The following is a 25,854-nucleotide window of genomic DNA, read 5'->3' as shown; positions in this document are numbered from 1 at the left end:
GACTTAATTCGATAACAAGATTGCACATAAAATGGCTGAAATTGAGATAAAAGTACCGCCCGTTGGCGAGTCGATTACCGAGGTTACGATAGGAAACTGGTTCAAAAATGATGGTGATTTCGTGAAAATGGACGAGGTGATCTGCGGACTGGATTCGGACAAGGCGACATTTGAACTGACTGCGGAAGCGGAAGGTGTTTTACATATTAAAGCGCAGGAAGGCGATACCCTCAACATCGGCGACCTGATTGCGACAATTGAAGCAGCCAATGGCGCAGCTCCGAAAGAAACTGCGCCGAAGGCAGAAGCAGCAGCTCCGGCCGCGGCGCCTGCCACAGCTCCGGCACCAGTTGCCGAGCCAGCGAAAGCGGAAGCTCCTGCGGAAGCCCCGGCAGCCGCAACGGGCCAGGTTTATGAAATGAAGGTGCCGGCGGTAGGAGAATCTATCAGCGAGGTTACGATCGCTTCATGGAGCAAAAAAGACGGCGACTATGTGAATGTTGACGAAATCCTTTGCGAACTCGAATCCGATAAAGCCACTTTCGAATTGCCAGCGGAAGCAGCCGGTATTTTGACGATTGTTGGAAAAGAAGGTGATACACTGGGGATCGGCGCAGTAATATGCACCATCGCTCAAACGGCCGGTGCTCCCGCCGCCGCACCAGCTCCGCAAGCGAGCGCCCCGGCTGCTGCGGCTCCTGCCGACAAGGCTTACAGCGAGAAACATGCATCGCCTGTCGCAGCGAAAATCCTCGCCGAAAAAGGAATCGATCCGAAGGACGTGAACGGCTCCGGCTCAGGCGGTAAAATCATGAAAGACGATGCCCTGAAAGCGGAAAAACCTGCTGCTGCTCAACCAGCTGCGCCGGCTAAGCCCGCTGCTGCTTCGGCTCCGGCTGCTGCTCCTGCGCCTGCCGGTGGACGGGCCTCACGCCGCGAGAAGATGACTTCGCTGCGTAAAACCATCGCACGCCGTCTGGTAGCGGTAAAAAATGAAACGGCTATGCTCACCACTTTCAATGAAGTGGACATGAAGCCGATCATGGACCTGCGCGCGAAATTCAAGGATAAATTCAAAGAAAAACATGAAGTAGGACTAGGTTTCATGTCATTCTTCGTGAAGGCGGTAACCGTGGCGTTGAAAGACTTCCCGGTTGTGAATGCCTATATCGATGGTGAAGAATTGGTGTACAACGACTTCGCGGATATTTCAGTAGCTGTATCAACCCCTCGCGGATTGGTGGTGCCGGTTATCCGTAATGCTGAAACCCTTTCATTCGCTGGTGTTGAGAAGGAAATCATTCGTCTGGCGGTTCGTGCACGTGATGGCAAGCTCGGCCTGGACGAAATGTCGGGCGGTACATTCACAATCACGAATGGCGGTATTTTCGGTTCGATGCTCTCGACGCCGATCATCAACGCGCCGCAATCGGCGATCCTCGGTATGCACAATATCGTTGAGCGTGCGGTAGTGGTAGACGGCCAGATCGTCGTTCGCCCGATCATGTACGTGGCGCTCTCATACGACCACCGTACCATCGACGGTAAGGATTCGGTAAGCTTCCTCGTTCGTGTGAAGCAATTGCTTGAAGATCCGACCCGCTTGCTGTTGGATATTTAATATTATCATTTCGGAAAAATAAATGCAGAACAGGCCCGGATTTCCGGGCCTGTTCTGTTTTCCAGCCGTATCGGTTCGCTATTGCAGCTTCGTGTTCTGCTTATGCCGGTCCTTATCGCGGTCAGTTTTCTTGGCGAGGTTCTTCTCGAACGCCTCCGTAAGGTTGATGCCCGTCTGATTGGCCAGGCATATTAATACCCACAGTACATCGGCCATTTCATCGCCAAGGTCTTTCCCCAAATCCGATTTCTTGAACGACTGGTCCCCGTACGTACGCGCCATGATGCGCGCGAGTTCACCAACTTCCTCGGTGAGGATCGTCATATTGGTCAGTTCAGAAAAGTATCTGACGCCATAAGTCTTGATCCATTGATCGACCTGATCTTGTGCTTCCTGGATGGACATCGTTATTGAATAGGTTTAAATCCGGTTCTTAGAATCGATGACAATTGTGACGGGCCCGTCGTTCAGCAGCGCTACTTTCATATCTGCTCCAAATTCACCGGTTTGAATAGCTTTCCCTAATTCGTTACCAAGGAAATGGATCATTTGCTCGTAAAGCGGTATTGCGATATCCGGCTTCGCGGCTTCGATGAACGACGGGCGGTTGCCTTTTTTCGTGCTCGCGTGCAATGTAAACTGGCTGATCAGCAAAATATCGCCATTCACGGTTTTTAAATCGAGGTTCATCTTCCCTTCGTCGTCGTTGAACACGCGCAGGCCCACAATTTTCTTTCCAAGCCATTCGATATCCTCCTGCGTATCCGCGTGTGTGATGCCCAACAGCACCATGAAGCCCGTATTGATTTCCCCTTTTACTTTTCTTTCAATAGTCACCGAAGCGCCGCTGACGCGCTGGATTACTGCCATCATATTTGAATAAATTGATTTTCGAATGAGGGCAAAAGTACGGGGTTATCTGGTAAAATGACTTGAATGAGGTAGAAAATGCCGTTGGTTCAGTGGACTTGCCCGGTTGCTCTCATTTATAAGTGAAGGCAAGAGAGGGGAAATTGAGAAGCGCGTGCAGTTTACTCCAATGGACAGTTCTGTTTTTAACCTTGCTTTTGGCGCGACTGGAATGAAAATAGAGCTGAGCTTGACGACATGACAATATCGGACAATGGAGATATGGAATTGGTCTTAGCCACAGTTGTAGCCATAACTTGTTATTTCCTCCAAGAAAACAGGGAAACCAACGTTTTTCTAACTGACAGTACGCCCGCCAGAACCCGTTTATATCAAATCATTATCAATAAATACCTTGACCAGATTCGGCTGATTTCAAAGTCCTTGCATACCGAAAGGGTCGTTGGGAGCGATTTGAAAAAAAATGTTAATTATGAATTCTTCACGGTATCTAAATTGTTTTAATTTTAACAACCCGGTACCCACCACACCATGACCTCAGAACGCATTTCAGTTTTTGACATTTTTAAAATCGGCATTGGTCCATCCAGTTCGCATACATTAGGACCCTGGCGGGCGGCGCAGCAGTTTTTGGGCGTGGTGAAGGAGCAAGGTTTGCTGGGTAATGTGCAGAAAGTTACCGTACATCTTTACGGTTCATTGGCCAAAACCGGCCGCGGGCATGGTACCGATATCGCCGTGATCCTCGGTTTGAGCGGTTACGATCCGGTGACCATCGAAACGGGGTCGATTGATCGCATTCTGGCGGATATTGCCGCGAGTGAGACGATCCGTCTGCATGGCGAAATGCAGATTCATTTTAATCCCAAAACAGACGTCGTATTCCACAAAGCGGAATCGCTGCCTTTCCATCCGAACGGGGTAGCGTTCGCGGCTGTGTTTGAAAATGGACAGACGTTGGAAGAAACCTATTACTCGATCGGCGGCGGATTTGTGATTCAGGAAGGTAGGGAGGCTTCGGCGAGTGCGCTGCGCTGCGATATTCCGTATCCCGTCGACCACGCTTCCGATCTGCTCGAATGGCATCGGGTAGCGGGAAAAGATATTTGGGAACTGGTACTCGAAAATGAACGCGTATGGAAAAACGACGACACGATCCGGAAGGATTTGCTGAATATCTGGCGGGTCATGCAGGATAGCATTTTCCTCGGTTGCCAGCACAAAGGCGTGCTCCCGGGCGGCCTGAACGTGCAAAGAAGAGCCGCTGCATTGAACCAGAAATTATTAAACGGGCACGCCTGCGCTGGCTGCGACGAATGGGTGGACCTCATCCGTACCAGCGGGTCAGGTTTTAACTATACGCTCGATTGGGTGAGCTGCTTCGCACTGGCGGTGAATGAGCAGAATGCATCTTACAGCCGCGTGGTGACGGCTCCTACCAACGGCGCCGCGGGTGTTATTCCGGCAGTGCTGCAATTTCATGTCGCGTTCTGCGGCGGGACGGAGGAAGACATTTTCAGGTTCCTGCTGACAGCCGGAGAAATTGGCAGTATCTTCAAAAAGGGAGCGACCATTTCGGCTGCTATGGGCGGTTGTCAGGCCGAAATCGGGGTTTCGTCGGCGATGGCGGCGGCTGGGCTCGCGCAGGTGTCGGGTGGGAGCGTGGAACAATGCCTGATGGCCGCGGAGATCGCTATGGAGCACCATTTGGGGCTTACCTGCGATCCGGTGGCGGGTTTGGTGCAGATTCCCTGCATTGAACGCAACACCATGGGCGCCATTAAAGCGATCACTGCTTCTCAGCTCGCCTTGCAGAGCAACCCGGAGAATGCCAAAGTTTCGCTGGATAATGTCGTGAAAACGATGTGGCAGACAGCACTGGATATGAACAATCGCTACAAGGAAACTTCCGAAGGCGGCTTGGCCGTGAATATTCCTATCAGTCTCAGCGAATGCTGATTTGTTCTCCTAAGTCAGATTTTCCTACAAATTCAACAGCAAATGCGCCAGGCCGAAGTACACGCCGTAGCCGATCAGGTCGTTGGCGGTGGTAATGAACGGGCCGGATGCGACAGCCGGGTTAATGCCGATTTTTTCCAGTAATATAGGTGTTAAAGTGCCCATAAACGAAGCCAGAAACACCACCGACATCAGCGCCGTGGAGACGACAAGCGCGAGCTGCATTTCATTGCCGATCAGCATATTAAAGCCAAAGACGATGCCGCTGATAATAAGCCCGTTAATGAATGCCACCGCGAACATCCTGATCAGCCTTTGACCTAATGTCGTATCCAGACCGGTTTTATCTGCCAAACCTTGCAGGATAATAGATGAAGTTTGAATGCCGACATTCCCGCCCGTGGACCCGATAATGGGAATGAATGCGGCCATGGCCGGGATGATTTTCAGGTCGCCCTCGAAAAAGCTGATAAACTTGGCTGCCAGGATACCCCCCATCATGCCCACCAGCAGCCACGGCAAACGCGCGCGGGTTTGCTGCCAGATGCTGTCGTCTTCTTCGACATCCCCCGTAATACCCGCCATTGCCAAAGTATCGGAACTGGCCTGGTCGGTGATCACGTCCACGACGTCGTCAATGGTAATGCGGCCCAGGAGCTTGCCCTGCACATTTACTACCGGCAATGCGTCGAGGTCATAACGCCGCATCAGCTCGGCTACTTCTTCGGCGGGGCGGTAGGTTTCCACGAAAATAACGTCCTTATCGTACAGGCTTTCGATTTTCGTATTCTTGTGCGCCAGTACGATCTTTTTCAGTGAAAGCAGGCCCAGCAGCTTACCAAAATCATCCACCACATACACCGCATACACTTTCCCGACGTCTTCCGCCTGCTGGCGCAACTCCTCGATGCATTGGTTCACATTCCAGTTCACATTGGCCTTCACCAACTCTTTCTGCATCAAACCGCCCGCCACATCTTCGTCGTAATGCAGCAAATCGAGGATGAAACGGGCCTGTTCGCGGTCTTCGAGCAATGCGATCACCTCCTCGCGGACGCGGATCGGCTGCTCATTGAGCAAATCCACCGCGTCATCGGAATCGAACAGGTTGACGAACTTTGAAATTTCCTCCGACGTGAATGCTTTCAGGAAGTCGCGACGCTCGGCCGGCTCCATGTCAGCGAGGATGGCCGCGCCGGTTTCGATGTTCAGTTGGCTGACCAGGAATTTAGCGCTTTCCGTTTCCAGCTCATAAAGCAAGCTGGTAATATCGGCGGGAAAGAGATTTTCCATCTCCGACCGAATGGCCGCAGAGTCCTCTTTTTCAATTAGTTCCTGAATGTGGTCTACGTATAGCTGGGTTAATTCGAACGTCATCGTAACGAGCTTTTAGCGATTGGCGAAATGCTTTTAGCTTAACGGATATACTGTGTCGGTGCGCTTTTAGATTTGTCCCTGCGCATTTTGGGCGAGCAACGTCAACGTAACGAACTCCTGAACGCTCAATTGTTCGGCCCGTTTGTTGAGCAGTGGATGGTCCGGTATTTCGCCTACCGGCTTCAAGGCATTGCGCAGCGTTTTCCGACGCTGGTTGAATGCCGTTTTAACCACCCTGAAAAACAGTTTTTCGTCGCATTCCAGGTTCGTCACCGCATTGCGCCGCAGCCTGATCACCCCCGATTGCACTTTGGGAGGGGGATCAAATGCGCCGGGAGGTACCGAAACAAGGTAATCAATGTCGTAAAATGCCTGTAAAAGTACGCTCAGAATACCGTAATCCTTATTTCCGGGAGGCGATGCAATGCGCTGCGCCACTTCCTTTTGCAGCATACAAACGATCTCCGGAATGCGGTCGCGGATTTCCAGCGCCCTGAAAAAGATCTGCGATGAAATGTTGTAAGGGAAGTTTCCGATAATAGCGAATTTGCCGGGGAACGAGGTGTCAGGATTGAATTTGAGGAAATCGCCGGCGATAATGCGCGGCGCAAGGTCGGGATGATGCTTTTCCAGGTAAGCCACCGATTCCGTATCGATTTCGATGACGTAGGTACTGAAATTGTTTTTAGGCAAAAGAAACTGCGTGAGCACGCCCATGCCCGGCCCGATTTCAAGGACACGGTCGTAACCACCGTGACCGGAGAGTCCGTCGACGATGCGTTGGGCGATATTCAAATCTTTCAGAAAGTGCTGGCCCAGATGCTTTTTGGCCCGCACTTTGGAATCATCCGGTTTTTTATAATTCATTTTCACAAGCCAAAATTACGTCTTAATTCGTAGATTTATCGAATAAAGAATTGGAAGGAAACTTAAAAGTGCGATTGTACGGGACCCATGGAACTGATTTTATCCGAAACCGACTGGCAGACTATTCACCACACACTTCGGCATCTAAACCTGATCGGAATTACCTTTTCTCCCGACTTCGTCATACGCAGCGTAAGCCCGCACGCGCTCATGAAAACGGGCTGGCACGAGTCGGACCTGGTGGGTTTCAGCATATTCGATAAGCTGATCCCGAAGGAGGAGGAGCACGAGGTACGGCAAATGCTGGAAGAGGGGATACAAGGCAAGCGTAAGCTCGAACAACGCGAAGTGCCATTCCTGGCGCAGAAGGGGACGTTGCGTACTTTTTCCATCAATTCGGTGCTCATGCACCAGGAGCATGAAGAGGTGGAGTGCATCACCCTCGTGGGCGACGATATTACCCGCCGCCGCCGGATGGAATCGTCCATCGCGAAATCGAATTCGCAGTTGCAGGATTTGGTGGATAATACAAGCGACCTCATCCAGCTCGTGGCCGTCGACGGGAAATTCATATTCGTCAACAAAGCATGGCGCGAGGTGCTCGGCTACGGGCTCGACGAAATCGCGTCCATGCGGATGGAGGATATCCTGCACCCGCAGCATAAGGAAGAGGCATTGGCGCAGCTCAAACTGATCGAACAGGGCATTGCTAATCCGAATTTCGAGGCGGTGTTCCTGAGCCGGGAAGGTAAAAAAGTATTCGTGGCCGGGAGTGTGAACTGTCGTTACGATAACGGCAAACCGACGGCATTCCGCTGTATCTTAAATGATTTTACGGAAAAAATAAGGGCGGAGAAGGCCCAGAACCTTTATTACAGCATTGCCAACTGGACCGTCAACACCCAGAACCTCGACGAATTCTACCACGGTATTCATGAGGAATTGGGTAAGATCATCGATGTAAGAAACTTCTTCATCGCCCTCTACGACCCGAGCAAGAGCTACATTTACTTTCCTTATTATGTAGATCAATATTTCAAAGGGAATGTCCGCTTTACCAAACGGAGGTTAGGTAACGGGCTCACGGAGTACGCGATCGCGTCGAACAGGCCGCTGTTCCTTTCCGACGAGGACATCGAAAAGCTTGCCAAGACAAATAGCCTCTATTTGTATGGCGTGACGCCGAAAGTGCTCCTGTGCGTGCCCCTGCGTATCGGCGACCGGGTGACGGGCATCATCGGGGTGAAGTCGTACGACGACCCTAATATGTTCGATACACGCGATCTGGAACTGCTGGAATTCATCTCGGGCCAGGTAGCGATGGCTATCGCAAGGAAGCAGAGCGAAGAGGAACTGAACAAATACCTGGCTAGGTTGAACGCGATCTTCGACAGCAGCTCGCATTTGATATGGTCTGTCAATAAATCGCTGCAACTGACGTCGTTCAACCGGAATTATGCCGATCTGATCCATAACCAGCTGGGTGTGAGGCCGTCGTTGCAGGCCAGTGCAGAGAAATTTGGCTGGCGCATGGTGGGCAACAGCAACCGCCGGACGCTCGAAACCAAGTACCGCCAGGCATTGCGCGGAGAGCCGCAGTATTTCGAATTTAAAATAGACCGGAAAGACGCCGGCGAAATGTGGCTCGAATTTTACCTCAACCCCATCCATTATGCCGACGGCGTGATCGAGGAAGTCTCCGGTATCGCCCGGGACATTACACGCAGGAAAGAGGCGGAACTGTCGCTGCGGCATAGCGAGGAGCTTTTCAGGGGTATTTTTGAAAACTTGCAGGATATTTATTGCCGCATTAACCGCCTGGGCGAGATCACGATGATCAGCCAGTCGGTGCTGAAACGGCTGGGGTATTTGCCGGAAGATGTGATCGGACATAAGGTAACCGAGTTTTTCCCGGACAAGAAACGCATCCACTCGGCATTAATACGGCTTCGTAAAACGAAAAGTCTGCGGAATTTCGAGATCACGATGTACCGGAAAGACGGTACCGAGCGCCAGTTTATGATCAACATGCTCATGTTCACCAATGACAAGGGCAAGCCGACCGAGGTAGCCGTGCTCGCGCGCGACATTACCGAGCTGAAACGCAACGAGCAGGAACTCCTGAAAGCCAAGGAACACGCCGAACGCTCGTTGAAGGTGAAAGAGGGATTTTTGGCGAATATGAGCCACGAAATACGCACGCCGATGAACGGGGTGATCGGGATGATCGATTTGCTCGGCGAGACGCCGCTGAATGTGGAGCAAAAGGATTACGTGCTGACGATCAAGCGGTCGTCGGAAACTCTGCTGAACATTCTGAATGACATTCTCGACCTTTCGAAAATCGAAGCGGGTAAAATGGAGCTGCACGAGGCGCCCATTGCCGTGGAAGAATTGCTGCTTAAGCTGGTATCACTTTTCGGGCAGACGGCCAAAAGCAAGGGGAATACGCTCACATACCACATCGCGCCGGACATTCCGAAATTCATCATTGCGGACCAGACGCGCCTGCTGCAAATCATGTCGAACCTGACGTCCAATGCATTGAAATTCACTGAAAATGGTTCTGTGAAAGTTTTCCTGACATTGATCAGAAAAGACGGCTTGTTCCACAAAATCAAGGTGGATGTGCAGGATTCCGGGATTGGTATCAGTGCCACCGACAAGCAGATTCTGTTTACCTCATTCACACAGCTGGACAATTCATCGCGGAAGTCGTTTGGGGGAACGGGACTTGGTTTGGCCATTTCCAAACAGCTTTGCGCATTGATGAACGGCGAAATCGGCGTGGAATCGACATTGGGCGAAGGGAGTACTTTCTGGTTTACATTTGAAACGAAGGAAACGTCCATCGCGCAGGTCAGTACCGTCACGCAGCTGGAAGAAACGCCGATCGAAGATGTGTTCGTCGATTATCATCCGTCTATTCTGCTTGTCGACGACAATGCCGTGAACAGGAAGGTAGCGAATGAAATCCTGAAAAAATCGGGTTGCGAAACCGACCTGGCCGAAAGCGGGTTCAAGGCCATTGAAATGGTAGAAAAACGCTACCATTCCGATGCGAAGGGGTACGATATCATTTTTATGGATATTCAAATGCCCGATATGGACGGCGTCGAGACGACCCAGGAGCTGAAAAAGCGTTTTTCAAAAGGACTGCCGCCAATCGTGGCTATGACGGCCTATTCGATGAAGGAGGACCGCGACCGCTTTATGAGCCAGGGAATGGACGATTATATTGCCAAGCCGATCCGCGCACAAACGCTCGTGCAGAAGGTGCGGGAGCTGATGGGTAACATTGAAAACCGCCAATTCGAATTAAAACAAAAAGAGATAGCCCAGGAAGCTACCGCACCGGTCCTCGACAAGGAAATCATCGAACAGCTCGCCGGGATCGGCGGCGCCGAACTGGTATGGTCGGTTTTTGACGATTTTGTGACCGAATCGAACGAGCTGGTAGCGGGTGCCGTGGAGGCATTTAAAGCCGGGGATATTAAAACCGTGAAAAGCAATCTCCATACATTGAAAGGCAGCGGAGGCACGGTAGGGGTGCTGCAAGTGGCCGAAATCGCGCGTGATGCGGAATGGCGGCTCAAATCAGATGATACGAGTACGCTCGCCGAGGCATTGCCGCAATTGGAAAAAGCATACGAACGGTTCCTGGCCAGCTACAAGGGATTGTTGGGGGAATGGCTGAAATAGCGGTGGTTGACCGCCGACTGCCGCTGACTGACCGCCGACCGCTGACCGCCGATCGTTGATTGATAATTGACCGCTTTCGATGGGTGGTTCTTTTCGTCGGTGAAAATTGGCTGTTGATCTATAAATACCTCCGAAACTGTCGATTGTAAAGGTTTGTTGCCTTCGGGCATTAAACTTTGATAAGAAAGGGTGCTCTAACCAGCAATAAACCTTTACAAGTCATGAACAGATTTACATTCATCGTCCTCCTGCTGGCCGCTTTGGCCGCACCGGCATTCGCCCAGGCGCAAAATGCGCAGCTTACCGGCACCGTTCTCGACAGCGTAAGCCGCGAAGCCGTCGTGGGTGCATATGTGGCCGTGAGCCGCAATACACCTGACGCCAAGCCGGAATATGTGACCACGGACGTGAATGGTAAATTCGCGTTCACGGGCCTTTCCAAACAAGTTTCCTACCTGGTAAAAGTGTCCTACCTGAGCTATAAAGATTTCTCCAAAACCATCACCCTTACCCAGGATTCACAGGAACTGGGGACGATTACCTTAACCGAAGCCGTTTCGAACCTCAAAGAAGTGAAGGTAGTAGGGCAGGTGACCGCGATGGAACAAAAAGGTGATACGACGCAATTCAATGCGGCGGCGTTCAAAACTAACCCGGATGCCAATACCGAGGACCTCATCCAGAAAATGCCGGGCATTACGGTCGCTAATGGGACGGTAACCGCCCATGGCGAGACTGTAAACCGCGTTTTAGTGGATGGTAAGCCCTTCTTTGGCGACGATGCGGCATTGACTTTGAAGTCCCTTCCGGCCGAAGTGGTTGACAAAATCGAAGTGTTCGATAAGCTGAGCGACCAGGCGCAATTCACGGGTTTTGACGACGGTAATGCCCAGAAAACGATCAATATCGTGACCAAGGCCGATAAGCGAATGGGCCAGTTCGGGAAGGTGTTCGCAGGCTATGGCCTGGACGACCGGTACCAGGCGGGCGGTAATGTGAGTTTCTTCAAAGGCAACCAGCGTATATCGGTCATCGGCCTGAGCAATAATATCAATGTGCAGAATTTTTCCAGCCAGGATTTGCTCGGCGTTTCGGGCGGCGGCGGGGGAGGTGGTAACCGCGGCGGCGGCGGTTCGGCGGGGAATTTCCTTGTGGGCAACCAGAGCGGGATTACCGGTACCAATTCGTTCGGTTTGAACTATTCCAATAAAATAGGCAAGAAGGTAGATATTTCGGGCAGCTATTTCTTTAACCGGACAAGCAATTCGAATATCCAGGGCACCTCGCAGGAATACTTTCTGCAAGGCGCTACCAGCAACCAGTTTTATAATGAAAACAGTCGTACGAACACGACGAATTCGAACCATCGGCTGAATTTCCGGGTGGAATACAATATCGACCCTAAAAACTCGCTGATCATCACGCCGAGACTGAGTTTTCAGGACAATCATTCGGGCAGTGTGAAGGCCGGGCTGACGACGCTGGCAACCGACGGCAGCAAGGTGAACAGCTCGGACAACAGCCAGGGTAATTCCAACAAGGGATATAACTTCTCGAACGACATTTTGTTCCGCCATGCATTCGAGAAAAAGGGACGGACCATTTCGGTCAACTTCAATACCCAGCTGAATGACAAAAACGGCCGGCGTGACCTGTATTCTCGGAATATGTATTTTGACAACCTCGTGCTCGGTGATACGGCCATGCGGGGTGACACGATCGATCAGCGCAGCTTTACGCATTCGGACGGAATTACATTGGGCGGAAATTTCGTATACACCGAGCCTGTCAGTACCACCGGCCAGTTGCAGTTCAACTACGGCCTGACGGTTCAGAACAGCAATTCAAACAAGGATACCTATAATATGAGCTATGACGACGGCACATATTCCGACCTGGATTCGCTTCTGACCAACAATTTCGACAACCGATACATTACCAACCGTGCCGGACTGGGATACCGTTACCGCAAAAACAGCTGGTCGGCTAATATCGGTCTCGATTTCCAGAATACCGGCCTGTACAGCCAGCAGCTCGCGCCGATCAACAACAAGGTGGATCAGTCGTTTACCAATATCCTGCCTAATGCGATGATCAACTACCGCTCGAAATCCGGCGCGCAGTTCCGCGCATTCTTCCGGAGCTCCACCAACCAGCCGTCGATTTCGCAGCTGCAAAATGTGATCGATAACAGCAACCCGCTGTCGCTCACCGGCGGTAACCCGGATTTGAAACAAGAATATCGTAACATGTTCAACGTGCGCTACTCGCTGGCGGGTGCGAAACGGCCTTACAGCCTGAATGCCATGGTTTTTCTGACGCAAACCAACAATGCGATCGTGAATTCGACTGTGATTGCGCAGAACCCGATGACGCTGCCTAATGGCCTGTTCCTGGAAAGAGGTGCCAAGTTCACCGAGCCGATCAACGTCGACGGCAGCTGGAACGCCCGCTCTTTCTTCGCATTCGGAAAGCCGATCGCGCCATTGAAATTGAACCTGAACCTGACCGCCGGCTTCAACTATGTGCGTTCGCCGGGGATGATCAACTACGTGCCTAACTTCTCGAACACGTACGCAGTGTCGCAGGGGCTGGTGGTGAGCAGCAACATCAGCGATAAGCTGGACTTCACCGCTTCGTATTCAGGTAATTACAATGTGGTTCGGAACAGTATCCAGCCGAATCTGAACAACAACTATTACACCCAGAGCATTACCGGCCGTGTAAACTGGATTTTTGGAAAAGGATTTGTCCTGCAAAGCGATATCAGTAACCAATCCTACCGTGGGCTGGGGGCAGGATTTAACCAAAACTTCACGCTCTGGAACGCCAGCGTCGGCAAGAAATTCCTGAAAAACAATGCGGGCGAGCTGAAACTGACGGTTTTCGATATTTTGAAACAGAACAACAGCATTACCCGCAACGTGACCGAAACCTACGTGCAGGACGTGACGAACCGCGTGCTGACCCAATATGCGATGCTGACGTTCACTTACACGCTGAGAAACTTCGGTAAAATGCCTTCCAACAACGACGGGAATTACAGAAGACGTGATTTCGACGGCGGAGCGGGCTTCCCGGGCGGTGGCGACCGCGAGCGCGGCCAGGGCGGCGGCGGCCGGGGCTTCAACAACTAGCATTAACCCCTTCGTCAGTGCAAAAAGAAATCCCGGGGCTTCGGCTCCGGGATTATTTATTTGCAATAGGCAGCATCGATTGAAACCTATTTTTTATCGGGAAACGGAATGATCAGTTTTTCGCCTCTTTCCGAGAAATCGCGGGTTTTGCCGTTGGCTTTCATCAATGCTTCTTTGGTAACGCCATATTTGCCTGCCACTACGCGCAACACGTCGCCGGGACCGACGGTGTGTACCGCTTTTACCTGAATTTTCAGTTTGGTAGTGCCTGCCTTTACGTCGGAAACGGAAGAATTAAGGCCTTGCAGCGTTTCCGTTTTCAGGTTATAGCGGGAAGCAATGCTCGAAAACGTCTCGCCGCTCTGAACGGTATGGGTTATTTGTTCTCCGCCCACAGAAGATGCGGATATGGCCGGTTTCTCTTCTTTCTTAGGCTCTTCCACTTTTTCTTTCACAGGCTCCGGCTTCGTTTCCTCGGCAGTTTCTTCGGAAGACGGCGCCGGCTCGTCGCTGATAGGCTCCGTCGCAGTCTGCTCCACCGTAGAGTCGACGACGACCGATGTGAGTTCTTCGGAACTCGACGAACTGTCAGAAATATATTCGTAGCCGACGTAAAGCATTGCCAACACCAGCAGTACTAACACCAGCAATGTAACAATAGGCAGATTCGACTTTTCAGTGGGACGGATATTTCTTTTTTTCGGGAATTCGTCTTCCATAACCTGGCCGGATTCTATTTTTTAGTGGAGTTAATTTTCTACGAAAATAATAAAGACAACCTAGTTTCCAAGTTGATTTTTCAATTCCTCATTCATCACCGCCACTTTCTCTTTCAGGCTTTCCTTGAACGCATCGAGCCTTTTTGCGAGCTCAGGATCGCTTGCGCCGATGATCTGTGCGGCGAGTATGCCGGCGTTGCGCGCGCCGTCGAGGGCCACGGTCGCAACCGGTACGCCCGCAGGCATTTGCAGGATGGACAGTACCGAATCCCAGCCGTCGATCGAGTTGCTCGACAGCACGGGCACGCCGATCACCGGCAATGAAGTGAGCGACGCCACCATTCCGGGCAAATGCGCCGCGCCGCCTGCGCCCGCGATGATCACTTTCAACCCGCGGCTGCGCGCCGACGCGCCGTATTCGAGCATGCGCTCGGGGGTACGGTGTGCCGACACGATTTCCATTTCATATGAAACGCCGAGTTCCGTTAAAGCGTCTGCGGCCAGTTGCATTACCTTTCTGTCGGAAAGGCTGCCCATGATAATCCCTACCATTGGAATATGTTACTTCGTTTTGTGACTGATTACTTTGATATTTTTCTGCACGAAATCGGCTTTCGCTTTCAATGAAGTGATGTCCGAATCCATAATGGTAATATGCCCCATTTTGCGGAAAGGCTTCGTAATGGCTTTCCAATAGAGGAACGGGAACACTTCCGGCGTGGCCAGCAGCTTCTCCATGCCCTCATACACGGCTGGCCCCTCGTAGCCGTCTTCACCGAGTAAATTCACCATCGCGGATGGCCCGTACGCGTGCGTACTTCCGAGCGGAAGGTTCAGAATCGCCCGCCAATGCTGCTCGTATTGCGAAGTAGCGTTGGCGCGGATGGTATGGTGGCCGCTGTTGTGCGGCCGCGGCGCCACTTCGTTGATCAGCACTTCGCCTTCGGGTGTCAGGAACAATTCCACGGCCAGCAAGCCTACAATCTGGAATGCTCCGGCCGTTTTCCGCGCGATCTCCTGGGCTTTTGCATTTACCTCTTCGCTGATTTCGGCGGGGGCAAAGAGGTATTCCACGAGGTTATGCTCGGGATGGAACACCATTTCTACGGTCGGGAAGGTCTCGATATCTCCATTGGCATTGCGCGCCACGATCACCGCGAGTTCTTTCTCGAATGCCACTGCTTTTTCGAGCAATCCCGGCTTGTCGAATGCTTTATCGAGATCGGCGGCGGATGTTATTCGCTGCACACCGCGGCCGTCGTAACCGTCTTTGCCCAGTTTATGGAATGCGGGTAAGAAGGAGGTATAATTCGCGACGTCTTGCCGGTTTTCCGTCAGGATAAATTCGGCGGTAGGAAGTTGTTGTTCGGCGTAAAACTGCTTTTGAATGCGCTTGTCCTGGATTTGGCGGATCACGGAAGGCTGCGGGTAAACCTTTTTGCCCTCTTTTTCCAAAGTTTCCAGCGCTTCCACATTCACCTTTTCGATTTCAATGGTAATGACGTCGAGGTCTTTGCCAAAGTTATAAACGGTGTCAAAATCTTGCAGAGAGCCTTGTGTAAAATGGGGCGCTATTTTGCGGCACGGCGCTTCGGCGTCCGGGTCGAGTACGTGAATATCGAGGTTCCAATCCACAGCCGCTTGCAGGAGCATGAGCCCCAGCTGCCCGCCGCCAAGAATTCCGATTCGGGATGAAAGCATTGATCAATAATGATATTTTCCCGCAAAATTGGTTTAAAAACGGGTGAGATAAAAGGAATGTTGCGAAATGATTCACTTCATAAAACGTATCAACCCTATTTCCACCAGGAGAAAGAACAGCGCCCCGTAGAGGAAAAATTTCCAAAGCGTTGTGCCCATATTTTGCTGCTGGAACGCTGTCGAGAACGCATCGTCGTCGATTTTGTCGAATACCTGGACGTTTTTCTGGCCGGAAAATGCGGCGCGGAGTTCGTCTGGGGAGTAGTACTGGAGTTTGGATTCGGCGTGATTGTGGTTAAGGGCGATGATCTGCTCCGTTTTGTTGTCCAGCACGAGGTCGAAGTAGCCGGCGGCGAGACCGTCGCTGGCCTGGTCGCCCTGCGGGATTTCCAGGAGCAGCTGATTGCCGGTAATGCGTTGTACCGGTATGATTTCCGTTTTGCCGCGCCTCAGCTTGTAAACGGAGTTCGGTTTGGGTTTTTCAATGTTGAGGGAAATAGGGTTTTCGTCGAATGTGAACGACGTGCGCTGCTGGCGGACGCTGGATGCTGCGATTTTGTACATCACCGGCACGAAAATCGCGTGCTGCGCCACATTACCGAAATCCTGGTTGAAAGGCGCCGCGAAAAGATAGGTTTTTCCCGAGCCGGACATCGTCTGGTTCAGGTAAGTCTGCCCATTTCGCAATGTCAGCAGTTGCTGGCCTGCTTTGGCCCAGCTCCATACCGGCAATGCACCGGGCAGGTTCAGATTCATTTCCTGCCGCATCGATTCCTCGAATACGTCGCTGAAAAACGGGTTGTTACGATCGGGCACGGCGAGCGGAAGAGCCGCCGGCGCTTTTTCGGCCGTCACGCCATTTAAGCCCAGGCCGCTCAGAAAGCGGGCATAACTATCCACAACCGGAGCGGCCGGCGGGATAACGGCCAGGCTCCCGCCTTGTCGCACAAACTCCTGCAAATCCTGCGGAAGCGTTCCCGAAAGCTGCGTTACGCCTTCCAAAACCACGAGATCGGAGTTCTTCACGAGCCCCGGATCGACGTTCTGTGCGCTGTAACTTTGCAGCGTAAACAGGCTGTCATTGGCATACACATTCTCGATATAATTACCGTCCGGCTTCTGGCCGTACACGTGCAGCACGCGGATGAGCGGCGAAGCATTCAGCACAAAATAGTAATCGTTATCGAACGTGACAGGAAAGTCGTCGAAAGTGATCTGGCCTTTTTTATAGCCCTTTCCTTTGAGGTTAAAATTGAATTTCGCCGTGGCGCTGCCGTTCGCCGGTACATTCACCGATGCCGTGGAGGCCTGCGTATTGTCCAGACTAAGCCGTAGCACCACATTACGGGCCTCCCGGTTGCCGGAGTTGCTCACTTTTACAAACAGGATATTGTTTTGCAGCTCGCGGATAAACGGCGTGTTCAGCCAGGCGGAATCGACGAATACATTCTTTTCGGCCTCCGCCTGAACCGGTACGAGAAACAGCTGGTTCGTCGAATCCGTTCGAATGGCAGAGAGGTCGCCTGCCGTGCTTTTCTGGAAATCCGAAAACCAGAACAGCTGGTTTCTACCGCTTTGCGAATGCCGCGACATCAGGTTTTCCTGCCTTTTGTACACCTGTTCCAGCGTGCGCGGCGTGCTCGACAGGCCGATCGTCGTGAGGCGGTCGCGGAGCTTTTCGGCGGGGTAAAGACCTTGTTCCTGTGCGGAAAAGTCGTTGGTGACGAGTTGGAGCGAGGTCGCGTTTTTGAATAAACCCAGTAAGTCGCCGAGGCGGCCCGTGGCAATGTCGAGGTAGCGCTTGTTATTGAGCTCGCTTTCCATGCTCAGCGAATTGTCGAGGTAAAGGCTGGTAATGCCGCGCCGGTCTACGGCCACATTACTTTCTGCCGGGAGAAACGGCTGTGAGAATGCGAATGCGAGGCAGGCGATCGCCAGTACCCGCGCTGCCAGGACCAGCCAGTGCTTGATCTGCCGGATCGACTTCGTCTGCGTTTCGACCGCCTTCAAAAAAGCGACATTGGTGAAGTAGACCTTTTTTGTCCGTCTGAAATTAAAAATGTGAATTGCAACAGGCACTGATATGGCCAGCAAACCCCATAAAAAAGACGGAAAAAGGAAACTCATGTAGGTCGGAAATTATCTCGTTTCAGTTAGTAACGACAAAATACGCCAATTTCTCATAACTACTTTTTATTTACAGACCTTTCTCATATCTCGGATGCTTTTTTCTAACTTTGCACTTCATTTTGCTCCGGCTGTCGTTCAAAAAGCCGTGGCGCAGTGAGAAGATTGTTAATTTAAACAGAGTTATGGCCAAAGTTTCGGTAAACAAACACCAGCCCGTCTATCAAATGCCTACGAACCCGGCCGCGGTTCGTACCAAGAAGTACGCCTTACCTACCCAAAAATACATTTCACTGGCCATGCGTTATTTTTTCAAAACGCAGATCAAATGGGTATTGGTACCCGTGGCCCTGATCCTGATCAACGCGGTGATAAGCCTCACAGGCATTTATCCCAACTTGTGGATTTACATCACCGTGGTAGTCGCTTCATTGCTTTATGTATTATTTTGGCTTATCCAGTTTACCGGGATCACCCAGCTGGCGCAATACAAGCCGATGTTCGAGAAGTTTTCCTACGAGATCGACAACCGCCAGATCCTGATGAAACTTAACCAGAAGGAAGGAAGCGTCATGAAATGGGAGCAAATCCTGGAAGGTTACAAAGATAAAGATGCTTACGTACTGGTTATTTCAAAAGGCCAGTTCCTGCATTTGCCGTTCACGATTTTCACTTCTGAGCATGATATCAAGGTATTCGAGCGTCTTTTGAAGCAGAAAGAAATATTGAAAGCCTGATTTGAAACGGTATTCAACGAAAGCGCCCGACTTTTCAGTCGGGCGCTTTTTTTTGGCCTGGGCCGCATTACTTGATGCTGGCTTCATGCTGATGTTTCGTGAAATTCTTTTCCCCCGCAGTAATGGAAATGGTCAGGTGGTTGCTGAGCGGCGGGATGGGGCAGTTGTAGCCCGTGCTGTAAGCGCAATAGGGGTTATATGCCTTGTTGAAATCGAGTACGAAGGTGCCGTCTTTGAGGTCGGTCGTTTTCAGGTCGATGTAGCGGCCGCCGCCGTAGGTTTCGTCACCATTCGTTTTGTCTTTGAACGGGACAAACAGGTAATCCTTGTATTTGGCCAGCTGTTGCAGGCTGAGGCTGCGGTAAACAGCCAGCTTTTGCCGACGTCCGTTCACTTTGAATTTCAAAACCCCATACTTGACGTAGGTTTTGTTCATGCCGCTGTAAGTAGGCATTTCGAAGGATTTGCCCTTGACCTTCTCAAATCTCGCCTCGACCCGGTAACTCGAATCGGGCTGGTAGAATTGCAGGTAGGGCAGGTCTGCCGCTTTAAGCGGAGAATTCTCCGAGTGGAGGAACTCCTGCTTATACTTGTTCCTAAACTGATTAGTCTCTTCGGTAAATGTTTGTGCCTGTGATCCAAACGCCGCGACCAGAACTGTAAAGAGTGTGCCTAAAACAATTTTCATACAGTAGCAAAAAAAGAAATCCGGTAATTTTTACCGGATTTTATAAAAATTATTCCAGAAACCCAAGTAACAGGGAACTTTCTTGTTACTGAGCTGAAATTTTCTTCACTTTCGACTCGTCGATGTTGTAAGCTTTGATCACTGCATTGTAGTCGTTCAGATCAACGTCCGCATTTGTGCGCAGGAGAGGATCGGAAGGAATCACGATTACACGGAATTCAAAACCGTTTGTCCAGTCCGTTGCAAGTTGGTTTCTTGGGACGTTAGAGTCCAGGAAGATTTCCATATCCTTATCCGTGCGGTCGAAATTGTAGGTCACGATAAGGCCATTGTTACCAAATGCAGTTTGCGGCAAAGGACGGTAGGCTTTCAGGCCACCCTGATCATTCCAATACACATACACCAGCACGGCGTCCGTTGGAAGCACTTCGATCTTTTTATCAGCGAAATTGAGCGGAAACCCCCAATTATTGCCTGAGTTGAAGTTTACATTGATGATGTCAAAGGTTCGGCCCAATACGTCGCCGCCCTGCGGTCCGGGGTCACCTTTCGGCCCGCGGCAGCTTTGGAACAATGCAACGACAGCGAGGAGCAGCAGGGGCAAGAATTTTCTGTTCATGACTTGTGAGTAATTAAATGGAGAAATCTGTTAAAAATTTGTGATTAGATGATGATGCAATTATAAAGTTTAAATGTCGAAGCGGCGTTAACTTCTGTTAACTAAAAAATGCCGTTCCAAACCATTCCGGAGGGCATACACTGGAACTCAGACCGCTGGCACATTATTGTATCATTAATCATAAAATCATTTGCGTAGATAGCGCATCCGTGCTACTTTTCCCAAAAACAACGCATTTGAGAACCAACTAACATTAAAAGAAACAACGATGATTAACCGTAAAGCAACAGCCATCTGGAAAGGTACCGGCAAAGAAGGTACAGGTACGATCAGCACGCAAAGCACAGTCCTGGAAAACACCCAGTATTCTTTCAACACGCGTTTCGCCGATGGCAAGGGTACTAACCCCGAAGAACTGGTTGCCGCTGCGCACGCCGGATGTTTCGCCATGAAACTGAGCTTCGAACTCAATGCGGCAGGTTTCACCGCCGACGAACTGAATGCAACCGCTACTATTTCCCTCGATCCGGCACAAGGCAAAATCGTGAAAAGCGCCATCGAACTGAAAGCGCAGGTTCCGGGCATCAGCGCAGAGCAATTTGCACAAGTGGCCGACAAAGCGAAAAAGGAATGCCCAATTTCCCAGCTGCTCAACACCGAGATTACATTGAACGCCGAGCTGGTAAGCTAATAACCGCTCGACTTTTGCCCTTTCGCCATGCTGCCCGCAGTGTGGCGATTTTTTTTATTCAATAAAAAGATCGCTGGCAATGCGGTCGGCGAAGAGCTTGCCGGCCTCCGTGAGCAACAAAATACCCGCTTCCTCCCTGATCCACCCTTTTCGGGCCATTTTTCCCAGTTCGGACTGCTGCTGTAATGCAAATGCGCCCTGCGAGAGCGTTTCCAGTTTCTGCAATTTCACGCCCCATTTAGTGCGGAGGCCGGTGAGCAGGTATTCGTTCGTCTGGTCGGCCGGGGTGAGCGTTTCAAATGTCGCCGGAATCCTGTCGTGCTGAATGGCTTCCAGGTACTTCGCGTTGTGCGACACATTATACTCGCGGCTCGCGCCATCGTACGAGTGCGCACTCGGGCCTACGCCCAGGTAGGGATGCTGCTGCCAGTAGGAACTGTTATGCCGGCTGTAATGGCCGTCCCTTGCGAAATTGGAGATCTCATATTGCTCATAGCCATGCTCGCCCAGCGATTGAGTGAGTATTTCAAACTGCTGCGCCGCATATTCCTCTTCGATCGGTTTGAGCTTTTTCTTCTTCAACCAGCTTCCGAAAGCCGTCTGAGGCTCGATCGTGAGGCAGTAGGCCGAAATGTGGGAAATATCGAGGGTAAACGCTTTGGCAAGGTCACTGAGCAGAATATCGTGGTTAGCCGAAGGAATGGCGTAAATAAGGTCTATGGAAATGTTGTCGATACCGGCCTGGCGGGCGAGTTGCACGCATTGCTCGGCTTCGAGGGCGGTATGTGCGCGGTTCATGAAGCGCAGATGCGGCTCGTGAAAGGATTGTATGCCAATGCTCAGGCGGTTAATGCCTGCATTGGAAAACATGGCCAATGTGGCCGCGTTGAGGTCGTCGGGATTGGCTTCCAAGGTAATTTCGGCGTCGGGCGCTACACGAAAATGCCGGTGAATGGTGTCGAGCAGTAAATGCAGCTCGGCTTCATCGAGCAGCGAGGGTGTACCGCCGCCGAAATAAATGGTTTCCATATCCCCGTCCGGCAGGTAGTCTTTCCGCAGCACGATTTCCTTCGCAATAGCTTCCGTCACGGCCCGTTTGTTGGTGGTGTTGGTACTGAAATGGAAATCGCAATAATGGCAAGCCTGTTTGCAGAAGGGGATATGGATGTATAAATGCATTATTTCGAATTTTTCTGCCACTCCCAGCCGATCTTTACGCCGGCCCAGAGGTTGTTTTTCGGTGCGCTGTTGTAATAGCGGTTGCCGAATGCATTGAGGTCGTAGCCGAGGCTGTAAATGCCCGCATTGACCTTCTCCGCAGATGCCGACAGCTCGCTGTAAAAATGCGAACCCCAGCTTTTCTTCCAGCTCACGCGCGCGATCCACTGGTTATAAGCTGTGTTTTTTACCGTATTCGCGTCGTTCAGGTAGAATGCATCGCCGTGCTGGTAGGTCAGGAACGCCGAGATGCCGTATTTGAGCAGCACATCGAGGCCCGTCGACTGTGAGAAACGCGGAATGCCGGGAATGAGTTTCCCGCTCAGGTCTGTATCGGCCTGCTGGAATTCCTCGTAGGTGTATTTGGTATAAGTACCGGTATTCCACAGTTTCAGCGCCACGGGCAATTGCGGATTCGAGAGCATGTCCCACGTGACGTTCCATTCCAGGCCATTTTGTTTGGTTTTACCCGCATTCACAAAATATTCGGCACCGGCCTCGTCCAGGCGGCGTACGATGGCATTGCGAAGGCCGAAATGGTACAAACTGATTTCCCCCGAAATAACTTTCCCCACCTTCCGGATACCGATTTCGGTGTTGTTCCCTTTTTCCGCTTCCAGGTCTTTGCGGAAACCGCCCGCCGACGGCCGTACTTCCTGCAAGGTAGGAGGGGAGAAGCCGCCACTGTACGAAGCCGTCACCGACCAGTTGCCGGCAATGACCTTATTGGCCGCAAAACGGGGGATGAAAATGCCGTCGAATGTCTTTTGATCTTCGTTGAATGGAAGCGGGAAGTAGCGTTCGTACCTGTATTTCGACGTGTTATAACTCAAACCGGCGCTCAATGTGAGGTCGGTGAGCAATGTCGCTTCCAGCTGGCTGAATACCGAAAGATTCGCCGTACGGATATCTTCCACGGTCTGCTGCTTATCCGCGACGCCGCCTTTGTTGTCGTAATTCCGCTGAGCCGATTTGCCGTATTGCCATTCGAAACCGCTCGTCCAGTTGGTTTTTACATTCCCCCATTCCGATTTGTTCTGCCAGATATTCCGTCCCCCGATGCCATTCTCGTCGCGTTTTTCGAAGTTGGAAATAAACGGGTTCGCGAAATCGGTGAAGGTCAGGTACAATGCCGTGGACTGCGTCCAGCTGTCGGATAATGGCAGTACGTAATTTCCGCCCAGCAATGCGAGCCGGGTGTAAATGGCCGCTTTTTGCGCCTCGCTGCCGGGTACGGTAGGGGTAGACTGGCGGGCCAGTTTGGGATTGGTTTGGTATTGGGCGAGGTTAATGCCGCCCGGCGTCTGGTAAAACAGGTCTGAGTACATCCCGAGCAGCGACAATGTGCCCTTTTCGCCGATGCTGGAACTGGAAGTGAAGCGTATCGCGTCGCGTACCATACCGCTGTGGTTGCGGTAGCCGTCCTGCTCGCTATGGCCGTATTGGATGGAAATATCGCCCACCTGAATGGTGGAATTGCGGCTTTGGAAACCATATTTACCGAAACTCACACTTTGCTCCACGCGGTTTTGAAATGCATGATCGGGGCGGCTCTGCATCAGCACCACCCCACCGGTACCCGCGCCATACAAGCTGCTGCCCGGCCCCTTGATCACTTCCATGCCTTGAATAGCGCCGAAGTCGACGGAGTTTAGCGGCGTGTTGCCGCTCGCATCGGTGAACGGGATGCCGTTCCAGTAAAATTTCACGTTCCGAACCCCGAATGGCGAGCGGATAAGGCTCCCGCGTACTGAAAAACGGTAGCTGCCCGGCGAGCGTTCTTCCATACGCACACCCGGGATGGTGTTCACCGCATTGGCCCAGGTATAGTTTGAAAAACGGCCCAGCGTGCGCGGCGTGAGCATTCCCACCGTCGCGGTGGTGGTCAATGCATTTTTGTCGGATTCAAAAGCGTGTACGGTAACCTCGCCGAGCTGTCGGGCTTGGAGCGAATCGGTTTGGGCCAGTGCCGTCCTCGGATCGTGGAAAATGATGAAGGCTGCCAGAAGCCCGGTAATGGAAATTTTTAGCATAAGGTTTAGGGGGTATATCAATAAAATACAAATCTGATCATAAAAGCCAACAGTTTCAATAGGCTGTATGGGCTTAACCGGCCCGCCTGGTGCGAAGTTCAACGACTTCGGTTTGCATGAGAAGATTTTTCTACAAAAAACAGGCTGGAAACGGCTGCTTTCGCTGGTAAGCTTTTTGCTTTGCCACCATACAATCACACAATTACAAAACCACTTTAATACCCAAAAACATGAAAAAGATCACCTGGATTGTCGCTTCCATGCTGTTGGTAGGCTCACTTTCACTTACCGGCTGTTCAGATAAAACCAAGGATTCCGCCCAGGAAACCGTGGAGGAAGCCAAAAATGATATGGACGAAAATGTGGCCGACGCCAAAGCCGATATCAAAGAAGCAGGGCAGGATTTTGAAGCCAAAGTGAAGGAAGATAAGGACGAGCTGAAAAAAGATATCGACGACGCCATCAGCAAACTCGACCGTAAAATAGAGGAAGCCGATGCCAAAATGGACAAGGCTGCCGACAAGGAAAAAGCCAAATGGCGCGACCGCAAAAAGGAGCTGAACGCTGAAAAAGAAGAGCTGCAAGCTTCGTGGAAACGGGCCCAGAACGAGACTGCCGACAAGTGGGACGAGTTCAAGGCCAATACCAAAGAAAAGATCGCCAAAGTGAAAGCCGATCTCAACGACTAATAATTTAATGAGGGTTATGGAATAATGAAAAATGCTCCGGTTTTCCGGAGCATTTTTTTGTTATCTGACGGGCAAATGGATTTCGGTCATCATGCACCGGGCCGAACCGCCGCCGTTGCCCTCGATCACGGCGAGATCGGTGTGGAGCAAGTTGGCGTAGTCGTCGAGGCGGTCTTTCTGGCGTGGCGTGAGCGATTCGTAGGCCTGGGTGGACATGACGAGGAATTTATCGGCTTTGCGGTTCCGCACCATCAGCATATTGCCGGCGAAATGCCGCATTTGCTCGAACGATATCTCGATCACTTCCTTATGGGTTTCTTCCAGTACCGAACGCACCATGAGCCGTTCGTCGGGATCTTTAATGGCTTCAAGGCACACCACGGCGAAAATATCGCCGACGCACATCAGCACATTGGTGTGGTAAATGGGCTTGTCATGTTCGTCGGACGCCGAGAATGCGATCACCTCGTAGCCCAATGCATCCGCGAACGCATCGAGCACGTCGCGGTGCGTGCGCGGGGACAGGCACGCGTAGGCGATTTTGTAACGGCGGTCGAGCACCATGCTGCCGGTACCTTCGAGGAATTTGCCCTCGTCTTCGAAATGCGTAAGGTCGATAATCTCTTCCACTTTAAAATCAGCCGCCAGCGACTCGATAATGTCGCGACGGCGTTCGAGGCGGCGGTTTTCGGCCATCATCGGGTAAAGTACCACCTTGCCGCTCTGGTGAAAAGAGACCCAGTTGTTCGAAAAAATGGCGTCGGGACGGTCCTGGTCTTCGGTATCGTCGAAAATGTGGAGTTCCAAACCTGCCTTTTCGAGCTGATCGATCATCAGGTCGAACTCTTCCCGCGCAGCCTGCTGGGCCGTGCCTTTGGTCTGCTGCGCGAACGACTCCTGCTGAAATTCGTTGCTGCCGGCCGTTTCCTCATTGAAACCGAACCGTACCGGCCTGATCATCATGATCCTGCATGTCGACTGCGGCTGGATTTGAGCGGATGAAGTGATAACGCGCATAGGAGTATCGGGGTTATTGGAATATTTTCCGGAACAAAATGTCATGTATTGTCACTACTGCAATTTACGATTCAAACGGGTC

The 25,854-nt window shown here is 51.6% G+C and carries 21 protein-coding genes and 1 pseudogene; 9 read left to right on the top strand and 13 right to left on the bottom strand.

Going from position 1 to position 25,854, the window contains the following annotated elements:
- Positions 1-31 precede the first annotated feature (31 nt).
- The gene (gene odhB / locus H144_RS0122370) at positions 32-1,621 is read left to right on the top strand and encodes a 2-oxoglutarate dehydrogenase complex dihydrolipoyllysine-residue succinyltransferase (RefSeq protein ID WP_019944347.1); all 1,590 of its coding nucleotides are present in this window, start codon (positions 32-34) and stop codon (positions 1,619-1,621) included.
- 78 nt (positions 1,622-1,699) lie between these two features.
- Here the strand turns inward: odhB and H144_RS0122365 are convergent, their stop codons facing one another.
- Together H144_RS0122365 and dtd are read right to left on the bottom strand one after the other, a co-directional pair.
- Positions 1,700-2,026 carry a nucleotide pyrophosphohydrolase gene (locus H144_RS0122365; protein WP_019944346.1) on the bottom strand — a complete coding sequence of 109 codons (327 nt, stop codon included), beginning with the start codon at positions 2,024-2,026 and terminating at the stop codon, positions 1,700-1,702.
- 15 nt (positions 2,027-2,041) lie between these two features.
- On the bottom strand, positions 2,042-2,494 hold the full coding sequence (dtd, locus tag H144_RS0122360) for a D-aminoacyl-tRNA deacylase (RefSeq protein WP_019944345.1): 453 nt from the start codon (positions 2,492-2,494) through the stop codon (positions 2,042-2,044).
- Between the two features lie 103 nt (positions 2,495-2,597).
- Here dtd and H144_RS35140 point away from each other — a divergent pair, with 103 nt between their 5' ends.
- From H144_RS35140 to H144_RS0122350, 3 genes and pseudogenes are all read left to right on the top strand, one after another.
- Positions 2,598-2,732 carry a DUF6934 family protein gene (locus H144_RS35140; protein ID WP_374754596.1) on the top strand — a complete coding sequence of 45 codons (135 nt, stop codon included), beginning with the start codon at positions 2,598-2,600 and terminating at the stop codon, positions 2,730-2,732.
- A pseudogene (locus H144_RS35135) lies at positions 2,714-2,995 on the top strand (DUF6934 family protein); the annotation flags it as partial. The gene H144_RS35140 and the pseudogene H144_RS35135, both read left to right, overlap by 19 nt.
- A 27-nt stretch (positions 2,996-3,022) precedes the next feature.
- Positions 3,023-4,450: an L-serine ammonia-lyase gene (locus H144_RS0122350; RefSeq protein WP_019944344.1), complete on the top strand. Its 1,428-nt coding sequence runs from the start codon at positions 3,023-3,025 to the stop codon at positions 4,448-4,450.
- 24 nt (positions 4,451-4,474) lie between these two features.
- Here the strand turns inward: H144_RS0122350 and mgtE are convergent, their stop codons facing one another.
- Positions 4,475-5,827 (bottom strand): magnesium transporter, encoded by a 1,353-nt coding sequence (mgtE, locus tag H144_RS0122345; protein ID WP_019944343.1) that lies wholly within the window; start codon positions 5,825-5,827, stop codon positions 4,475-4,477.
- Positions 5,828-5,893: 66 nt separating this feature from the next.
- Complete coding sequence (rsmA, locus tag H144_RS0122340; RefSeq protein ID WP_019944342.1) at positions 5,894-6,694, bottom strand: 16S rRNA (adenine(1518)-N(6)/adenine(1519)-N(6))-dimethyltransferase RsmA; 801 nt, start codon at positions 6,692-6,694, stop codon at positions 5,894-5,896.
- Between the two features lie 87 nt (positions 6,695-6,781).
- On the opposite strand from rsmA, the gene H144_RS0122335 reads away from it, so the two are divergent.
- Both H144_RS0122335 and H144_RS0122325 read left to right on the top strand, forming a co-directional pair.
- Positions 6,782-10,396, top strand: a complete 3,615-nt coding sequence (locus H144_RS0122335) for a PAS domain S-box protein (RefSeq protein ID WP_019944341.1) — start codon at positions 6,782-6,784, stop codon at positions 10,394-10,396.
- A 221-nt stretch (positions 10,397-10,617) separates the two neighbouring features.
- The gene (locus tag H144_RS0122325; RefSeq protein WP_019944340.1) at positions 10,618-13,533 is read left to right on the top strand and encodes an outer membrane beta-barrel protein; all 2,916 of its coding nucleotides are present in this window, start codon (positions 10,618-10,620) and stop codon (positions 13,531-13,533) included.
- Between the two features lie 86 nt (positions 13,534-13,619).
- Here H144_RS0122325 and H144_RS0122320 read toward each other — a convergent pair whose 3' ends face one another.
- From H144_RS0122320 to H144_RS0122305, 4 genes are all read right to left on the bottom strand, one after another.
- Positions 13,620-14,252, bottom strand: a complete 633-nt coding sequence (locus tag H144_RS0122320; RefSeq protein ID WP_019944339.1) for a LysM peptidoglycan-binding domain-containing protein — start codon at positions 14,250-14,252, stop codon at positions 13,620-13,622.
- Between the two features lie 60 nt (positions 14,253-14,312).
- Positions 14,313-14,804 (bottom strand): 5-(carboxyamino)imidazole ribonucleotide mutase, encoded by a 492-nt coding sequence (gene purE / locus H144_RS0122315; protein ID WP_019944338.1) that lies wholly within the window; start codon positions 14,802-14,804, stop codon positions 14,313-14,315.
- Between the two features lie 9 nt (positions 14,805-14,813).
- Positions 14,814-15,953 (bottom strand): 5-(carboxyamino)imidazole ribonucleotide synthase, encoded by a 1,140-nt coding sequence (locus H144_RS0122310; RefSeq protein ID WP_019944337.1) that lies wholly within the window; start codon positions 15,951-15,953, stop codon positions 14,814-14,816.
- A gap of 72 nt (positions 15,954-16,025) precedes the next feature.
- Positions 16,026-18,080 (bottom strand): BatA domain-containing protein, encoded by a 2,055-nt coding sequence (locus H144_RS0122305; protein WP_019944336.1) that lies wholly within the window; start codon positions 18,078-18,080, stop codon positions 16,026-16,028.
- Between the two features lie 185 nt (positions 18,081-18,265).
- Between H144_RS0122305 and H144_RS0122300 the strand changes: the two genes are divergently transcribed.
- Positions 18,266-18,817 (top strand): YcxB family protein, encoded by a 552-nt coding sequence (locus tag H144_RS0122300; protein ID WP_019944335.1) that lies wholly within the window; start codon positions 18,266-18,268, stop codon positions 18,815-18,817.
- Positions 18,818-18,884: 67 nt separating this feature from the next.
- Here H144_RS0122300 and H144_RS0122295 read toward each other — a convergent pair whose 3' ends face one another.
- Entirely contained in the window at positions 18,885-19,505 is a 621-nt protein-coding gene (locus tag H144_RS0122295; RefSeq protein WP_019944334.1) for a DUF1684 domain-containing protein, read from the bottom strand.
- Positions 19,506-19,590: 85 nt separating this feature from the next.
- Positions 19,591-20,124 (bottom strand): hypothetical protein, encoded by a 534-nt coding sequence (locus tag H144_RS0122290; RefSeq protein WP_019944333.1) that lies wholly within the window; start codon positions 20,122-20,124, stop codon positions 19,591-19,593.
- A gap of 268 nt (positions 20,125-20,392) precedes the next feature.
- On the opposite strand from H144_RS0122290, the gene H144_RS0122285 reads away from it, so the two are divergent.
- Entirely contained in the window at positions 20,393-20,815 is a 423-nt protein-coding gene (locus H144_RS0122285; RefSeq protein WP_019944332.1) for an OsmC family protein, read from the top strand.
- A gap of 54 nt (positions 20,816-20,869) precedes the next feature.
- On the opposite strand, the gene hemW is transcribed toward H144_RS0122285, so the two are convergent.
- Positions 20,870-21,994, bottom strand: a complete 1,125-nt coding sequence (gene hemW, locus H144_RS0122280) for a radical SAM family heme chaperone HemW (RefSeq protein ID WP_019944331.1) — start codon at positions 21,992-21,994, stop codon at positions 20,870-20,872.
- Positions 21,994-24,066, bottom strand: a complete 2,073-nt coding sequence (locus tag H144_RS0122275; protein ID WP_019944330.1) for a TonB-dependent receptor — start codon at positions 24,064-24,066, stop codon at positions 21,994-21,996. Before H144_RS0122275 ends, hemW begins: the two co-directional genes overlap by 1 nt.
- Positions 24,067-24,296: 230 nt before the next feature.
- On the opposite strand from H144_RS0122275, the gene H144_RS0122270 reads away from it, so the two are divergent.
- Positions 24,297-24,755, top strand: a complete 459-nt coding sequence (locus H144_RS0122270) for a hypothetical protein (protein WP_019944329.1) — start codon at positions 24,297-24,299, stop codon at positions 24,753-24,755.
- 60 nt (positions 24,756-24,815) lie between these two features.
- Here the strand turns inward: H144_RS0122270 and ctlX are convergent, their stop codons facing one another.
- Positions 24,816-25,772 carry a citrulline utilization hydrolase CtlX gene (ctlX, locus tag H144_RS0122265; RefSeq protein WP_019944328.1) on the bottom strand — a complete coding sequence of 319 codons (957 nt, stop codon included), beginning with the start codon at positions 25,770-25,772 and terminating at the stop codon, positions 24,816-24,818.
- Between the last annotated feature and the right edge of the window lie 82 nt (positions 25,773-25,854).

Origin of the sequence: Dyadobacter beijingensis DSM 21582 (assembly GCF_000382205.1) — a bacterium.
GTDB classification, from domain to species: domain Bacteria; phylum Bacteroidota; class Bacteroidia; order Cytophagales; family Spirosomataceae; genus Dyadobacter; species Dyadobacter beijingensis.
The sequence above is the reverse complement of the archived record's forward strand: the minus strand, read 5'-3'. Positions and strand labels throughout refer to the sequence as shown.

Excerpts from the sequence above, each read along its gene's own strand:
- H144_RS0122275 (WP_019944330.1), bottom strand. The coding sequence starts at position 24,066 with ATGCTAAAAATTTCCATTACCGGGCTTCTGGCAGCCTTCATCATTTTC.
- hemW (WP_019944331.1), bottom strand. The coding sequence starts at position 21,994 with ATGCATTTATACATCCATATCCCCTTCTGCAAACAGGCTTGCCATTAT.
- H144_RS0122335 (WP_019944341.1), top strand. The coding sequence starts at position 6,782 with ATGGAACTGATTTTATCCGAAACCGACTGGCAGACTATTCACCACACA.
- odhB (WP_019944347.1), top strand. The coding sequence starts at position 32 with ATGGCTGAAATTGAGATAAAAGTACCGCCCGTTGGCGAGTCGATTACC.
- H144_RS0122270 (WP_019944329.1), top strand. The coding sequence starts at position 24,297 with ATGAAAAAGATCACCTGGATTGTCGCTTCCATGCTGTTGGTAGGCTCA.
- mgtE (WP_019944343.1), bottom strand. The coding sequence starts at position 5,827 with ATGACGTTCGAATTAACCCAGCTATACGTAGACCACATTCAGGAACTA.
- H144_RS0122365 (WP_019944346.1), bottom strand. The coding sequence starts at position 2,026 with ATGTCCATCCAGGAAGCACAAGATCAGGTCGATCAATGGATCAAGACT.
- H144_RS0122325 (WP_019944340.1), top strand. The coding sequence starts at position 10,618 with ATGAACAGATTTACATTCATCGTCCTCCTGCTGGCCGCTTTGGCCGCA.
- H144_RS0122285 (WP_019944332.1), top strand. The coding sequence starts at position 20,393 with ATGATTAACCGTAAAGCAACAGCCATCTGGAAAGGTACCGGCAAAGAA.
- ctlX (WP_019944328.1), bottom strand. The coding sequence starts at position 25,772 with ATGCGCGTTATCACTTCATCCGCTCAAATCCAGCCGCAGTCGACATGC.
- H144_RS0122305 (WP_019944336.1), bottom strand. The coding sequence starts at position 18,080 with ATGAGTTTCCTTTTTCCGTCTTTTTTATGGGGTTTGCTGGCCATATCA.
- H144_RS0122310 (WP_019944337.1), bottom strand. The coding sequence starts at position 15,953 with ATGCTTTCATCCCGAATCGGAATTCTTGGCGGCGGGCAGCTGGGGCTC.
- H144_RS0122300 (WP_019944335.1), top strand. The coding sequence starts at position 18,266 with ATGGCCAAAGTTTCGGTAAACAAACACCAGCCCGTCTATCAAATGCCT.
- rsmA (WP_019944342.1), bottom strand. The coding sequence starts at position 6,694 with ATGAATTATAAAAAACCGGATGATTCCAAAGTGCGGGCCAAAAAGCAT.
- dtd (WP_019944345.1), bottom strand. The coding sequence starts at position 2,494 with ATGATGGCAGTAATCCAGCGCGTCAGCGGCGCTTCGGTGACTATTGAA.
- purE (WP_019944338.1), bottom strand. The coding sequence starts at position 14,804 with ATGGTAGGGATTATCATGGGCAGCCTTTCCGACAGAAAGGTAATGCAA.
- H144_RS0122295 (WP_019944334.1), bottom strand. The coding sequence starts at position 19,505 with ATGAAAATTGTTTTAGGCACACTCTTTACAGTTCTGGTCGCGGCGTTT.
- H144_RS0122350 (WP_019944344.1), top strand. The coding sequence starts at position 3,023 with ATGACCTCAGAACGCATTTCAGTTTTTGACATTTTTAAAATCGGCATT.
- H144_RS0122320 (WP_019944339.1), bottom strand. The coding sequence starts at position 14,252 with ATGGAAGACGAATTCCCGAAAAAAAGAAATATCCGTCCCACTGAAAAG.
- H144_RS0122290 (WP_019944333.1), bottom strand. The coding sequence starts at position 20,124 with ATGAACAGAAAATTCTTGCCCCTGCTGCTCCTCGCTGTCGTTGCATTG.